Annotated in this window: 14 protein-coding genes; 9 read left to right on the forward strand and 5 right to left on the reverse strand. The window is 58.8% G+C overall.

Going from position 1 to position 14654, the window contains the following annotated elements; genetic code table 11:
• The first annotated feature begins 6 nt into the window (after window positions 1-6).
• The 6 genes from AS89_RS0112305 to dapE all read left to right on the forward strand — a co-directional run bounded on the left by AS89_RS0112305 (window position 7) and on the right by dapE (window position 7372).
• On the forward strand, window positions 7-2742 hold the full coding sequence (locus AS89_RS0112305; RefSeq protein ID WP_010132964.1) for a [protein-PII] uridylyltransferase: 2736 nt from the start codon (window positions 7-9) through the stop codon (window positions 2740-2742).
• A 68-nt stretch (window positions 2743-2810) separates the two neighbouring features.
• Window positions 2811-3986 carry a succinyldiaminopimelate transaminase gene (gene dapC / locus AS89_RS0112310; protein ID WP_010132965.1) on the forward strand — a complete coding sequence of 392 codons (1176 nt, stop codon included), beginning with the start codon at window positions 2811-2813 and terminating at the stop codon, window positions 3984-3986.
• Between the two features lie 10 nt (window positions 3987-3996).
• Window positions 3997-4677, forward strand: coding sequence for an endonuclease III (nth, locus tag AS89_RS0112315; protein WP_010132966.1), 681 nt, complete (start codon window positions 3997-3999; stop codon window positions 4675-4677).
• 36 nt (window positions 4678-4713) lie between these two features.
• Window positions 4714-5058, forward strand: coding sequence for an ArsC family reductase (locus AS89_RS0112320; protein ID WP_010132967.1), 345 nt, complete (start codon window positions 4714-4716; stop codon window positions 5056-5058).
• 51 nt (window positions 5059-5109) lie between these two features.
• Window positions 5110-6141 (forward strand): 2,3,4,5-tetrahydropyridine-2,6-dicarboxylate N-succinyltransferase, encoded by a 1032-nt coding sequence (dapD, locus tag AS89_RS0112325; RefSeq protein WP_010132968.1) that lies wholly within the window; start codon window positions 5110-5112, stop codon window positions 6139-6141.
• Between the two features lie 103 nt (window positions 6142-6244).
• Entirely contained in the window at window positions 6245-7372 is a 1128-nt protein-coding gene (gene dapE / locus AS89_RS0112330; RefSeq protein WP_010132970.1) for a succinyl-diaminopimelate desuccinylase, read from the forward strand.
• 41 nt (window positions 7373-7413) lie between these two features.
• Here the strand turns inward: dapE and AS89_RS0112335 are convergent, their stop codons facing one another.
• From AS89_RS0112335 to AS89_RS0112345, 3 genes are all read right to left on the reverse strand, one after another.
• Entirely contained in the window at window positions 7414-7815 is a 402-nt protein-coding gene (locus AS89_RS0112335) for a hypothetical protein (protein WP_010132971.1), read from the reverse strand.
• A gap of 7 nt (window positions 7816-7822) precedes the next feature.
• Window positions 7823-8374 carry a flavodoxin gene (locus AS89_RS0112340; RefSeq protein WP_010132972.1) on the reverse strand — a complete coding sequence of 184 codons (552 nt, stop codon included), beginning with the start codon at window positions 8372-8374 and terminating at the stop codon, window positions 7823-7825.
• 289 nt (window positions 8375-8663) lie between these two features.
• On the reverse strand, window positions 8664-9185 hold the full coding sequence (locus AS89_RS0112345) for a Spy/CpxP family protein refolding chaperone (RefSeq protein ID WP_010132973.1): 522 nt from the start codon (window positions 9183-9185) through the stop codon (window positions 8664-8666).
• Between the two features lie 254 nt (window positions 9186-9439).
• On the opposite strand from AS89_RS0112345, the gene AS89_RS0112355 reads away from it, so the two are divergent.
• From AS89_RS0112355 to AS89_RS17480, 3 genes are all read left to right on the forward strand, one after another.
• Entirely contained in the window at window positions 9440-10144 is a 705-nt protein-coding gene (locus AS89_RS0112355; RefSeq protein WP_010132974.1) for a response regulator transcription factor, read from the forward strand.
• Window positions 10145-10147: 3 nt separating this feature from the next.
• Window positions 10148-11560: an ATP-binding protein gene (locus AS89_RS0112360; RefSeq protein ID WP_010132975.1), complete on the forward strand. Its 1413-nt coding sequence runs from the start codon at window positions 10148-10150 to the stop codon at window positions 11558-11560.
• 161 nt (window positions 11561-11721) lie between these two features.
• Entirely contained in the window at window positions 11722-12420 is a 699-nt protein-coding gene (locus tag AS89_RS17480; RefSeq protein ID WP_010132977.1) for an SRPBCC family protein, read from the forward strand.
• Between the two features lie 73 nt (window positions 12421-12493).
• Here the strand turns inward: AS89_RS17480 and rluB are convergent, their stop codons facing one another.
• Complete coding sequence (gene rluB, locus AS89_RS0112370; protein ID WP_010132978.1) at window positions 12494-13363, reverse strand: 23S rRNA pseudouridine(2605) synthase RluB; 870 nt, start codon at window positions 13361-13363, stop codon at window positions 12494-12496.
• Window positions 13360-14406 (reverse strand): SMC-Scp complex subunit ScpB, encoded by a 1047-nt coding sequence (scpB, locus tag AS89_RS18460; protein ID WP_010132979.1) that lies wholly within the window; start codon window positions 14404-14406, stop codon window positions 13360-13362. Before scpB ends, rluB begins: the two co-directional genes overlap by 4 nt.
• Window positions 14407-14654: the final 248 nt, after the last annotated feature.

Here is a 14654-nt window from a genome sequence, read left to right on the forward strand (position 1 = left end):
TCGCACATGAACGCTCCGCAGCTGGCTGAAACACCGCACTTTGAAAAACCCCTGTTCTTTTTCGACCAGTCCCGCTTCCGCCGGGATCTGGCGGAAGGTGCCCGCCCACTACTGGAGATTTTCAAGGATGCCGTGGGCGCCGCTGACACCCATATGGCGCGGCGCTTCCGCGAGGGCGAAGATGTTCGCACCCTGGTGTACGAACGCGCGCTCTTTGTTGACTGCCTGCTGCACTACGCCTGGCACCAGTACCAGTGGCCCGACACCATTAGCCTGCTGGCGGTGGGCGGCTATGGACGCGGTGAATTGCACCCGCGCTCGGATATCGACCTGCTGATTCTGACCACGGAAAAACCCAGTGCCACCGTCGTCGACAACATCGAGCGACTGGTCGCGTTTCTATGGGATTTGAAACTCGATATCGGCCACTCCGTGCGCACCATTGATGACTGCATCCACATGGCGGAGACCGATATCACCGTCGCCACCAACCTGATGGAGTGTCGCACCGTCGTCGGCAACCCGACGCTGCACGAAGCGCTGGCCAAGCGGATGACCCCGGAAAGCCTGTGGCCCGCGGACAAATTCTTCAGCGCCAAGTACGCCGAACAGCAAACGCGCCACAGCAAGCAGCAAGGGGCGGAGTACAACCTAGAGCCAAACATCAAGAACGCACCCGGCGGACTGCGGGATATCCAGACCATCAACTGGGTAGCCAAGCGGTACTTTCAGGTGCGCACGCTCAAACAGCTGCAGGGTAAGGGCTTCTTCACCGAAGAAGAGTTCGCCATCCTCCAGTCCGGCGAAGACTTCCTGTGGCGTGTGCGCTATGGCCTCCACCTTCTGGCTGGCCGCCCCGAAGAGCGCCTGCTGTTCGATTACCAACGCGAACTCGCACGGGAATTCGGCTACAAGGACAACGACACCCACCTGGCGGTGGAGCAGTTCATGCACACCTACTACCGCATCGTCATGGCGCTGCGGGAGCTCAACGATGTGCTGCTGCAATTCCTGGACGAGGTAATCCTGCAGCGCGGCAAGCACCTGCCGGTGACGCCCATCAATGAGCGCTTCCAGCTGCGCGGCAATACCATCGAGGCCGCGGTCACGCGCACCTTCACCGAATACCCTTCCGCGCTGCTGGAAATCTTTGTGTTGATGGCGGAAAACCCGCAGATCGACGGTGTGCGCGCGTCCACCATCCGCCTGATTCGCGAGCATCGACACCTCATCGACGACCGCTTCCGCGCTGACCTGGTCAACGCACAATTGTTTATGCAGCTGCTGCGCAGCCCCCGCGGCCTGTCCAAGCAGCTCACGCGCATGACACGCTACGGTATTCTCGGCCGCTACCTGCCAGAATTTGGCCGCGTCACCGGGCAAATGCAGCACGACCTGTTCCACATTTACACCGTCGATGCCCATACACTGCAGGTGGTGCGCAACATGCGCAGCTTCCGCAGCAAAGAGGCCTGGGAGAAGTTCCCACTGGCCGCGGAGATTCTCTCCCGCATGCGCAAGCCCGAGCTGCTGTATATCGCGGGCCTCTATCACGACATCGCCAAAGGCCGCGGCGGGGACCACTCCAAGCTGGGCATTGCCGACGCCGACGCCTTCTGTCGCCGCCACGACCTCTCCGCACGCGACCGCCGCCTGGTGTGCTGGCTGGTGGAAAAACACCTGTTGATGAGTGCGGTATCGCAAAAGCAGGACATTACCGACCCAGAGGTGGTCCACAGTTTCGCCGCCGAAGTCGGTGATCGTGAACACCTGGACTATTTGTACGCACTGACGGTCGCAGACATCAATGCGACAAACCCGGACCTGTGGAACAGCTGGCGCGCGAGCCTGATGCGCCAGCTCTACCAATACACCCAGCGCGCCCTGCGCCGCGGTCTGGAAAATCCGATCGACCGCGACGAGATTTACGAGGAAACCCAGGCCCAGGCGCGCAATATGCTGCGTGCCATGGGTATTCCGAGCAATGTGGTTGAAGATATCTGGTGCGAGATGGGTGAAGACTACTTTGTGCGAGAAAGCGCTGACAGCATTACCTTGCACACAGCGGCGATCTACCAACTGCAAAAGGACCCGGAGCGAGACGAGGACAGTGACACCCTGGTACTCACCCGCAATTCCGGCCCCGGCGAGCACGACGGCGCCACCGAAGTATTTGTGTACACCCCCGACCGCCCCAACGTGTTTGCCGCGGTGGTGACCGGTCTGGACATGCTCAACCTGAACATTCACGACGCGCGCCTGTATAGCTCCGCGGCGGGCTACACCCTGGACACCTTCTACGTATTGGATGAATCGGGCCAGCCCTTGCTGGATGAGCCGCATCGGCTCGAACAAATTCGCAATACCCTCCAGGAAGAACTGAAGCTGGTCGAGGACTACTCCAAAGTCATCAAACGGCGAACGCCCCGCCGCCTGAAGATGTTCCACCTGCCAAGCCAGGCGCACATCTCCACCGAGCCCGGGGACACCTACAGCACGCTGGAAATCACCAGTGCTGACCGACCCGGCTTACTCGCGCGCATCGCACGGATTTTTATTTCCCACGATCTGCGCCTGCACAACGCCAAGATTTCCACCCTGGGCGAACGCGTGGAGGATATCTTCCACATTACCGACAGCGAGGATCAACCACTGGCCGACAACGCGCTTATCGAAACGCTGCAACAGGCCATATGTCAGGAACTGGATGCTCATCAGGCGACGCTGCCACCGCAGCCCTAGCGGTGGCAACGAGGAACCGATCCTGCGCCGGATCAGCAAGGAATTCGCTCTGCAAACAGACCAATAATATGAACCCGAACTTGTCCCAGCTGCAGCCATACCCATTCGCCAAGCTCGCCAAACTGAAAGAAGGCATCGAGGCGCCGGCCTCGCTTGGCCATATCCCGCTGTCCATCGGTGAGCCCAAGCACACGCCGCCCGCCTTTGTACGCGACGAACTGATCGACAACCTGGCAACGCTGGCCAATTACCCTGTCACCAAAGGCCTTCCAGCACTACGGGAAACCATTGCCAGCTGGCTGTGCAATCGCTTCAAGCTGTCGACCCTAAACGCAGAAACCGAGGTAATACCGGTAAACGGCACACGCGAGGCACTGTTTGCCTTTGCCCAGGCAGTGGTAACGCCGGGCTCCAAAGTACTGATGCCGAATCCCTTCTACCAGATATACGAAGGCGCCGCGTTTCTGGCCGGTGCCTCGCCCTACTTCATCAATTGCGCGGCGGAAAACGGCTTCAAACCAGACTTTGCTTCAGTGCCGGAAAGTGTCTGGCAGGATTGCAGCCTGCTGTACCTTTGCACCCCCGGCAACCCAACCGGGGCACTGCTGGAGCTTGAGGATTTAAAGCGGCTAATTGCGCTAGCCGACCGTTACGACTTTGTCATCGCATCCGATGAGTGCTACTCAGAACTTTATTTCGATGAGGCCAACCCGCCGGCCGGGCTGCTGCAAGCTTGTGCGGAGCTCGGGCGGGACGATTATGCACGCTGTGTGGTGTTCCACAGTCTGTCGAAACGCTCTAACCTTCCCGGCCTGCGCTCTGGTTTTGTCGCCGGCGACGGCAAGATACTGGAGCAGTTCCTGCTGTATCGCACCTATCACGGCTGCGCCATGCCGGTGCCAACCCAATACGCCTCGATTGCCGCCTGGCAAGACGAACAACACGTAAAAGAAAACCGTGAACTCTATCGACAAAAATTTGCTGCGGTGTTGGATATTCTCGACGGTTGCCTCGACGTGCAAAAGCCCCACGCCAGCTTTTATCTGTGGCCGCGCGTGGGCGACGGAGAAACTTTCGCGCGGGAGCTATTCCGCCAACAACACATCACGGTATTGCCGGGCGCCTACCTGGCTCGCGAAAGCAATGGCGTAAACCCCGGGGCGGAGTATGTGCGTATGGCACTAGTGGCCACGTTGGATGAATGTATCGAAGCGGCGCGACGCATCCGCGCGTTTTGCCAGTAAAGAAGTACCCATGAGCGACGTCATGACCGCCAGAAACCTGCTCAAACAAGAGCGTGTAGACTTTATTCTTCATCGACTGGAAGAGCTGTACCCGGAAACCCAGGTCCCTCTCGATCACTTCGATGCCTACTCCCTGCTGGTGGCAGTATTGCTCTCCGCACAATGCACGGACGAGCGCGTAAACCAGATTACCCCCGCCCTGTGGAAACTGGCAGACAACCCTTATGACATGGCCAAGGTGCCGGTAGAGGAGATACAGGCTGTCATCCGCCCCTGCGGCCTGTCGCCGCAAAAATCCAAGGCTATCCAGAAGTTGTCAGAAATTCTGGTTAACGAGTATCACGGCCAGGTGCCCGAAAACATGGCGGCACTGGAATTGCTCCCCGGCGTAGGCCACAAGACCGCCAGCGTGGTAATGGCCCAGGCCTTTGGACACCCCGCCTTCCCGGTGGATACCCACATTCACCGCCTGGCTCAGCGCTGGGGCCTGACCTCTGGCAAAAATGTGGCGCAGACAGAGAAGGACCTGAAGCGGGTTTTTCCGCGAGAAAAATGGAACAAGTTGCACCTGCAGATCATCTTTTACGGCCGCGAATTCTGCTCCGCGCGCGGCTGCGACGGCACTGTGTGCGAAATTTGCACCACCTGCTATCCGGCAAGAAAACACCCCAAGAAAACCAAGAAAGCCTGATCGATGCGATCTGGCGAGACAGACACAGGATTTGACATGATTACCCTGTACGGCATTAAAAATTGTGACACCGTAAAAAAGGCCCGCAAATGGCTGGAGCAAAATGCGGTGGAATACCGCTTCCACGATTTCCGTGAAGATGGAATGGAGACGGTACCCCTGGCGAGCTGGCTGGAACAATTCGGCTGGGAACAGGTACTGAACCGCCGCTCCACCAGCTGGCGCGCCTTAGATGACACGCAGAAAGACGCTATGGATAACACCAGCGCGGCGACCCTCGCCAACGAGACACCGACACTCATCAAGCGTCCGGTACTCACCAAGGGCGGCGATACCCTGTTTGGCTTCAAGGCCGATAGCTACGCCAGTGTCGCCAAATAAGCGGACCGCATCTAATCCGTAAAAAATCAGACTCAGTACAAGGAAACCATCATGAGCAACGTATACAGCATTGGCTTCGGCATCGGCACCTGTAACAGCAAGGGCGAGTGGCTGGAAGTCTACTTCCCGCAGCCGCTGCTAAATCCGTCCGACGCTATCGCCAAGGCGGTAACCAGTGCCCTAGATATCGATGGCGGCAATGTCGCGATTGCTCTGGAAGAGGCGCAGCTGCAACCGCTTGCGGATAACTTGGCGAGCGCGGGCGCCGAGGAACAGGCAGCCATTCTGAGTCAATTTGCCAGCAGCCAGCGTCCACTGGTTGCGGTGGTACTGCACAGTGACGACGCGCCGCAGTCCGTGCCCGAGTCCTACCTGAAGCTGCACTTGCTGTCTCACCGTCTGGTCAAGCCCCACGGCACCAAGCTGGATGGCATCTTTGGCCAGCTGGCCAACGTAGCCTGGACCAACCAGGGTGCCATCGACCTCGCAGAGCTTCCCCAGCGCCAACTGGAAGCACGCCTCAAGGGCGAACTGCTGGAAGTTTCCTGCGTGGACAAGTTCCCGAAAATGACCAACTACGTGGTACCGACTGGCGTGCGTATCGCGCACACCGCCCGTGTTCGCCTGGGCGCTTACCTGGGTGAAGGCACCACCATCATGCACGAAGGTTTTGTGAACTTTAATGCGGGTACCGAAGGCCCGGGTATGATCGAGGGTCGTATTTCTGCCGGCGTATTTGTTGGCGCCGGTTCTGACCTCGGCGGTGGCAGCTCCACCATGGGTACCCTGTCTGGCGGCGGCAACATCGTAATCTCCCTGGGCGAAGGCTGCCTGCTCGGCGCCAACGCCGGCACCGGTATTCCTCTGGGCGACCGCTGCACAGTGGAGTCTGGACTTTACATCACTTCCGGCACCAAGGTTGCCGTGCTGGATGACAAAGGCGAGATTGCCGAGTCGGTAAAAGCGCGCGACCTCGCCGGCAAGTCGGACCTGTTGTTCCGCCGCAACTCTGCCACTGGCGCGGTTGAGTGCCTAACCAACAAAAGTGCCGTTGAGCTGAACGCAGAGTTGCACAGCAACTAATTGGCCTCGCTCTGGCCGCTGCCGGATCTCCCTCGGAGTGACGGCAGCCACTCGCCCAAATACTGGAACAACGCTCCACATATCTCGGAGCCAGAAGCACCCTATGACCCCGACAGTACAATTAACCTGCGACCTGATTCGTCGCCGTTCAGTAACTCCCGAAGATGCCGGCTGCATGCAGCTCATGCTGGAACGCCTGGAAAAAATCGGCTTCAAAACCGAACACCTGCGCTTTGGCGATACCGATAACTTCTGGTCCGTGCGCGGCGAAGAAGGTCCATTGTTTGCCTTCGCCGGCCACACCGATGTGGTCCCCACCGGGCCGGAAGAAAACTGGAAGATCCCGCCGTTCGAGCCAGAAATCGTCGACGGTATGCTCTACGGCCGTGGAGCCGCCGACATGAAAGGCTCACTGGCCGCCATGGTCGTCGCCTGTGAAGAATTTGTCGCCGCACACCCGGACCACAAAGGCCGCATCGCCTTTTTGATTACCAGCGACGAAGAAGGCCCCGCAAAACACGGCACCGTGAAAGTGGTGGAGTGGCTGGAACAGCGCAACGAGAAAATAGACTGGTGTTTGGTTGGCGAGCCATCCAGCACCGCCCTCGCCGGCGACGTCATCAAAAATGGCCGCCGCGGTTCGCTTGGTCTGGAACTGACCGTATTCGGTATTCAAGGCCATGTGGCCTATCCACACCTGGCAGAAAACCCCGTTCACAAGCTGGCGCCGGCACTGGCGGAACTCGCGGCCGAAGAGTGGGATCAGGGCAATGATTTCTTCCCGGCCACCAGCTTCCAGGTTTCCAACATCAACGGCGGCACCGGTGCTACCAACGTGATTCCCGGTGATGTGAAGGTCGTGTGTAACTGGCGCTTCTCTACCGAAACCACAGCGGAGAAACTGGAAGCGCGCGCGCGCGCTATTTTTGACAAGCACGGCCTCAAATATGAAGCTAACTTCAACCTGAGTGGGCAGCCCTTCCTAACCGCCGCCGGCCCACTGGTGGAATCCGCCCAGGCAGCGATTCGCAAGGTAACCGGGAGAGAAACCGAGCTGTCCACTGCGGGCGGCACATCCGATGGTCGCTTTATCGCGCCAACCGGGGCACAGGTTGTGGAGTTGGGCCCAGTAAACGCCACCATCCACAAAGTGGATGAGTGCGTTAAAATGGAAGACTTGGATCTGGTAAAGGATATGTACCGGGAAGTCCTGCGCGGCCTGCTGGCCTGATTACAGCGCGGCCCGGCAGGTGCAAGGACTTCGAGAAGGGGTCAGTGCAACCTGCCGTGGCGCACGGTGGGCTCCGGCTGCGCGTGACCGTCGTAGCCGTGGGCCATCACAAAGTAATACATCACCTGCTCCTCGCCATCGGCTTCGGCCATCAGGTCGAAAATCACTTCATCTTTGTCACCGGGAGTCATCCGCACCTCGGAGACCAGGTCTGGCTCAATAAATACTTCACCGATCAGGCGCTTGCCGCGCACCAGCTGAACCAGCAGCGTGCGCGGGTTTTCCTGGGTAAAGCGCCAGTGGAAATCATCGTGATCGTACAGGATGACGTCCGGTGTACCGGCGCGCAAAATACAGTTGCAATGATCCGAGAGCCACGGCCAGAAGTCTTGCAGCGCGAGTGAGCCGGAATTGGACGATTCCGCCATATCGGGATTATCCATTAAGCGATCAATCCTCGACTTGGGTAACGCTCTCAGCGCCACCCTCCAGGTCAAACTCGACGGCAATCTGCTGGCACCATTCGTTCAGGCGCCCGCAGGTCAGCTCCTCCTGCTGGTCCTCATCAATCGCCAGGCCCATAAACAGGTTCTGCCCCGGGATTTCAGCCTTGGATGCTTCGTACTCGTAGCCTTCCGTAGACCAGTAACCAATGACCGTGGCTCCGTTGGCTACGATGACGTCGTGCAGCATGCCCATGGCGTCGAGAAAGTAGTCGCCATAGCCGAACTGATCACCCAGGCCAAACAGCGCTACGGTTTTGCCGGTAAAGTCGATCTCCTGCACATCTTCCCAGAAGTCTTCCCAGTCAGACTGAATCTGGCCGAAGTCCCAGGTTGGGATGCCCAGGATCAGCTGCGCGTAGTCGGCGATTTCCAACTGTGTGACATCCGCAATATCGTGGATGTCCACCCGGTCCTCTCCCAGGCGCGCGGCGATTCTCTGGGCCACCCCTTCGGTATTGCCCTCGTCGCTACCGTAAAACAGGCCGATCTTACTCACAGTGTCTCCTCAACTACTCAAAACTACCCGGCCGCCTGGGCGGGTGTCTATGGGGCGGGCATTTTCCCAACAATAGCCGGGTTCAGCAAGGCGCACAGACAATCTGGCCGGCAGATTCGAAGATACAAAAAAGCCCCTGTAGAACAGGGGCATCAGGGGGAGGCCTCTACCGGCGGTTGGGGTTGGGGCCGGCGAGCCCTCTGCAGCTGGACCAACAAGTCCAGCAGCGAGAGAGAGGGACTGACTGGAAGCGATGGGAGGCGCAGCGTCTGGTCACACTGCTGTCAGACTACTGGTCCGACTGCTGGCTGGCGCGGCGCTCTTTGCGCTGCTCCCAGCGCGCCTTGCGCTCGGCCTTCATCTGCTCCATTTTGGCTTTCTGGTCATCGGTGAGGATAGCCTCGAACTGATTGCGCATTTCGGCCCGGCGCTGCATCTTGCGTACCTCGAGCTCGCCGAGTTTGGCGCCCAGACTGTTCAACGTCGCCTGGTCCGCGCCGGAATCAATGGCCTCTTTCAGCTGCTTGCGCACCTCGCGCATTGCTGCGCGGTCCGCCTCACGAGCCTCCTTGCCAGCGTCACGATTGGCCTTTACCTGTGCCTTCTGGCCCTCGGTCAACTCCAGCTTTTCTGCCAGCCGCTCAAACATACGCTCGTGGTGCTCGCCACCTTTATGATGCCCGGCCTTGTGAAACCCAAAGCCTTTACTACCTTCCGGGGCGGCGGTGGCCACTGCAGAAGTCGCCAGCGCGGCGCCGACAATCACTGTACCCGCCAGAGCTTTCCATTTCTTGATCGTGAGATGTTGCATGTTCGATTCCTCAAAGTTCACTGTGCTGTTCGGCAAACATCGGTTTTGGCTCAATCTGTTGACCTGTGAGTTTGCGTTTTTCCCGAGTCGGTAGGTGCATACTAGGCTCGTGCAGTGTAAATAGGGGATAAAGCAGGTAAACATTTGTTAAGAACGGTAAAACACGCGATACCATTTCCCGATTAGCCCTGCCCCTATGCATATAATTCCACCTGTAATGCAGCCACTGTGAACGAGCAAAGAGACTCCGCACCATGAGCCATATCCTGCTGGTTGATGACGATATTGAACTCACCGAGCTACTCGAGGAGTTTCTGGTGGGCGAAGGGTTTCAGGTGACCGTCGCCAACGACGGCGGTCGCGGTCTGGAACTGGCCCGCAATGCAGCCTTTGATGCTCTGGTACTGGATGTGATGCTGCCCGTGCACAATGGCTTCGAGGTACTGCGCAAGCTGCGCGAGGACGCCAACAACCCCGGCCACACCCTGCCGGTGGTGATGCTGACCGCGAAGGGCGACACGGTGGACCGCATCGTGGGCCTGGAAATGGGCGCCGATGACTACCTTCCCAAACCCTGTAATCCCCGTGAACTTGCGGCGCGCCTGCGCGCCATTTTGCGGCGCGGACGTGCGGAAAAAGAAACCAGCGATGATGTGCTCGTGAGTGGGCCACTGCGATTGCTGCCCAGGGAACACCAGTGCCAGTGGGATGGGCAACCAGTCAATCTCACCGGTGCCGAATTTTCTGTACTCAAGGTACTGGTAGAGAGTGCCGGCCAGGTTGTCAGCAAAGAAGTCATTACCGAGCAGGCACTGGGACGGAAGTTAATGCCCTACGACCGCTCGATCGATGTCCACGTCAGCAATATCCGCAAAAAACTGAGCGAACACGGGGCCAGCCGCGAGCTGATTATCAATATCCGCGGTGCGGGATATATGCTCACTCGCTCTCAGGAATAACCGATGCGCAGCTTGTTTGGACGAATCTTTTTCGGAGCCTGGCTGACCGCGGTCATCATGGTGCTGGCCGCGGTGTATATCACCCATATCCGCGAGTTCGACAATACCGAGCAACGGGACCGCCTGGAAGGTTTCGAATTGTTTCGCGAGGTGCGGCGCAATCTGGGAATGACGCGTCGCTATGGCCCCGAGCACTTTCGCCGATGGCTGCAACAACAACCGGAAGAAACTCGGCAGCGCATTTATGCTATCGACGGCTACGGGCAGGAAATACTGCAGCGCCCGATCCCTCGCAACATGGCATCCCTGTTTGGCAAGTTGAATTACCGCAATCGCGAAGCCACAGGACTCATCGACAGCAAACCCAGTATTGGCTTTTTCGCGCACCGGCGCGGCGGCGACACCCTGCGGGTGGTATTCATTGCCGGCAAAAGCAAAGAAGAACTTGTTCTGCGCTTTATCGTGCGAAACTTTTGGCAAATCCTGCTGCTAGCAACCCTGGCATCGGGTCTCGCCTGTTACCTATTGGCACGCTACCTGAGCAAACCGCTCGACAACTTGCGCTTGGCAACACGGCGTGTGGCTGCGGGTGACCTCAGTTACCGGGTAACGCCTTCGTTACACGGTCACGGACGGGAGCTGGGCGAGCTGGCCGCCGACTTCGACTCCATGACCGCGCAGCTGCAAGAATCCATGGCCGAGCAGCGCCGGCTGATCAAGGACGTCTCCCACGAGCTGCGCTCACCGCTTGCACGCCTGCAAGTGGCGCTCGCCATTGCCCGCCAGAAAAACATCCAGGCCCTGGACCCGGAACTGGACAAAATAGGCAAGGCAGCAGACTACCTGGAAGACATCATTGCCGATATTCTTTCCCTGCCCGTGAGTGGTGACGGACAGCGCCCCCTGGACGATGTAGTAGAAATGAACAGCCTGCTGTCGGCGCTGTGCGACGAGCTCAAGGATGAAGCCAACCACAAGCAAGTCACCATTGACCTGCGCCAGGACGACGCAGAACTGTTGGTCGCCACCCGTGGCAGCTCACTCACTGCCGCACTGGAAAACATTCTGCGCAACGCCATCAAGTACAGCCCTGCCGGCGGCCAGGTTGCCGTATCCATCCGCGGTACTGAGGCAAATTCGACCGCAAAAACAAGCGACGCGAGCGAACCGGGCCATTGCCAAATTCAGGTTACCGATGCAGGTAATGGCGTCCCAGACTCTGAACTACAGGCGATATTCCGGCCTTTTTATCGCACCGACGAAGCGCGCAGCCGCGAGAGCGGTGGGTTTGGCCTGGGGCTCGCCATCGCTCAGCGCACCGTGGCAGAACACCGGGGCAACATCGAAGCATTCAATGCCAAAAGCGGCGGCCTGACGGTAAGTGTGACCCTGCCGACGTTGGACGACGGCTTTTAAGCACGGACCCGGTAAAGAAAATATTGGCGCCCCGCGCCGACTGGCGAACCGCCATTCCAGTCAGTACACTTGCTCGAGCTGTCGACAAGCGGCACACCACCACACCGTGGCAAGCGTTCGCCGCCACGGGCATCCTGCACTGTTCCAATGGGGAATCCGCCATGCGCTGGTTACTGTACCTTTTGATTTTCCTGGCCCTGCTGGTGCTGGCCGGCTTTCTGTTCCCCCGCGAGGCGACCACCGAGCGCAGCGTGTATATCGCCGAACCGCCGCAAGTGGTGTTTCCCTACCTGAATAACTTCCAGAACTTCAACAAGTGGTCGCCGTGGTACCAGATCGACCCGAATACCGAATACACCTATACCGGCAAGCCGGAAGGGAAAGGCGCGGAAATGCACTGGAAAAGCGAAGACCCCAACGTGGGTAATGGCACCCAGACCATTACTGCCAGCGAACCCTACTCGCGGGTTGCGACCGATCTCGACTTTGGCACCCAGGGACAGGCCACAGCAGAGTTCACCCTCAAACCCCAGGGCAGCGGCACCAACGTGACCTGGTCATTCCGCTCCGACATGGGTGCTAGCCCCATCGCACGCTGGATGGGACTGCTGGTTGCGCGAATGGTTGGCGATTCCTATGCAGAGGGGCTCGACAAGCTCAAGGAGCTGGTGGAATCCGAGGCCAATGCGGGGGCACCGCCAGTAGACACCCGCGATGCCCTACCCTCCGAGGGCAGCAATATTGAGCCACAAGATGTGGACCCGGGTATGGAAAACGAAATTATCGAGGGTGATGATATTGAAACGCCGGATAGCAGTGGCGACGAAATGGGTGAACCCGAGCAAGAGATTCAACCCTGACACCACGCGGGCGCACGCACAACCATGAAAAAAGGCAGCCACTTGGCTGCCTTTTTTGTTACTGCGCGTCCGGTCAACGGCTGTTGCGTTTGGGCGTGCGCCCTCCCGCTGCCACTGGCGACTTGCGCAGCTTGCGGCGCTGGCGTTGCAGAATTTCTTTTTCCGACTGTGTCAGCGAGCGCTGGCCGAGTTTCGGCAGGCCTGCGGTAACGCACAGGTCATCGATTTCCTTGGGCTCCATCTCGATCCACTGCCCCACACGTACATGCGACGGAATAAACACGCTGCCGTAACGGACCCGCTTCAGGCGGCTGACGCGCACGCCCTGTGATTCCCACAAACGACGCACTTCGCGGTTACGCCCTTCCATCACCACACAGTAGAACCAACGGTTGGTGCCTTCACCACCGCTTTCGACGATATCGGTAAACCGCGCCTGACCGTCATCCAGCAAAACACCTTTGGTCAGGCGCTTTTTCATGTCGTCATCTACGTCACCCTGAATACGAACCAGGTACTCGCGGTCAATGACCGACGACGGGTGCATCAGTTTGTTGGCCAGCTCACCACTGTTGGTGAACAAGAGAAGACCGCTGGTATTGAAATCCAGACGCCCTACGGAAATCCAGCGCCCGCTTTTCAAACGCGGCAACCGGTCGTACACCGTCGGGCGGCCTTCCGGGTCATGACGGGAGCAGATTTCTCCCGTGGGCTTGTTGTACAGAATCACGCGCGCGCGGTTTTCGTCACCACCGGCAATGCGCTTGCCGTCGAATTCAATCTGGTCGTCTTCGCTGACCCGCTCACCCAGTCCGGCGACTTCACCGTTTACGGTGACCCGGCCCGCCTCAATGGCACGCTCCATCTCACGGCGTGAACCCAGGCCAGCCCTGGCCAATACTTTTTGCAGTTTTTCGCCCAATGGCGCTGCGTCATTACTCATGAATGGAGGTTTTCCGGGGATTGTTGTTCATCTTCATCCTGCTCGTCGCCTTCGGCAACATCCTGCAGAGTCTCTTCCGTCTGTACAGCTTGCTGCAGATCATCGTCGTCAAACGCGTCCTCAGCGATCGGCCCCTCTGCGACGGGAAGCGCATGCTCACCTTCTACCGCTTCTTCAGGGTAGACCTCGCTGTCGCCATCTGCGACTTCTACGTGCGAGACAGCGGCTTCGTCAGCCGCAGCGAACAGGCCTTTACTTTGCGCACCCTCGTAGAACGTCGCTGTGGCTTCTTCGCCGATTTCTTCGTGGGATTCTTCGTCGACGTCTTGATCGATGTCCTCGCCCGCAATCTCGTCCGCGCGCTCATCCGCCTCGTCGCCAGCGCCTTCCGCCACAGTTTCGTCTGCGACTTGCGATGCTGCCGCGTCTTCTGCGCCCGCCTCGGCGGCTTGCGCGTCACCCTCGGGGGCTGGCGAGCCATCACCCAGGTCCAACGCAGCGTTCAGGCTCTCGATATCGCGAATCTCCGCCAGCGTCGGCAGGTCGTCGAGGCTCTTCAAATTGAAATAGTCGAGGAATTCGCGGGTGGTGGCGTACAGCGAGGGCTTGCCCGGTACATCTCTCTGCCCCACAACCTTGATCCAGCCGCGCTCGGAGAGGCTTTTCACAATGTGCGAGCTAACCGCAACACCGCGGATTTCTTCAATGTCGCCCCGGGTAATCGGCTGTCGATAGGCAATAATGGCGAGGGTTTCCAGGGTCGCACGGGAGTACTTTTGCGGTTTCTCTTCCCACAATTTGTTCACCCAGGGCGCAAGCTCCTCGGGCACCTGAAAACGCCAGCCACTGGCCACTTGCTTGAGCTCAAAACCGCGCTCGGCACAGCTCTCGGCAATCTCTTCCAGCGCCTGCCTCAGCTCCGTTTTTTCGGGGCGCTCCCCTTCGTCAATCAGGGAAAGCAGGCGATCTTCCGACAGCGGCTGGCCCGCCGCCATCAGCGCGCCTTCCAGGATCCGGCGCAATAATTCCGGGGCGATACTCATGTTATTCGCTTCACTCACTCTTCGCTGAACAGCGATATAGGACGTACTCGAACGGCACTGTTCGATTCTTGTTGCGGCGCCACATCATCGCCGGCATTCGGCGTGTCGACAGGCTCCACTGCCTGGGAGGCAAATTCCTGAGCGTCGGCTGCGGAGGCAAACGAAAACTCGTAGCTGTAGCGGCCGTCTTCGGTTTCCCCGCGGTTGTCCGCCGGGATTGCGCGCTCCGGTGCATCCTCAATGTCTGC

Source organism: Microbulbifer agarilyticus S89 (assembly GCF_000220505.1).
In the GTDB taxonomy this organism is placed as follows: Bacteria; Pseudomonadota; Gammaproteobacteria; order Pseudomonadales; family Cellvibrionaceae; genus Microbulbifer; species Microbulbifer agarilyticus_B.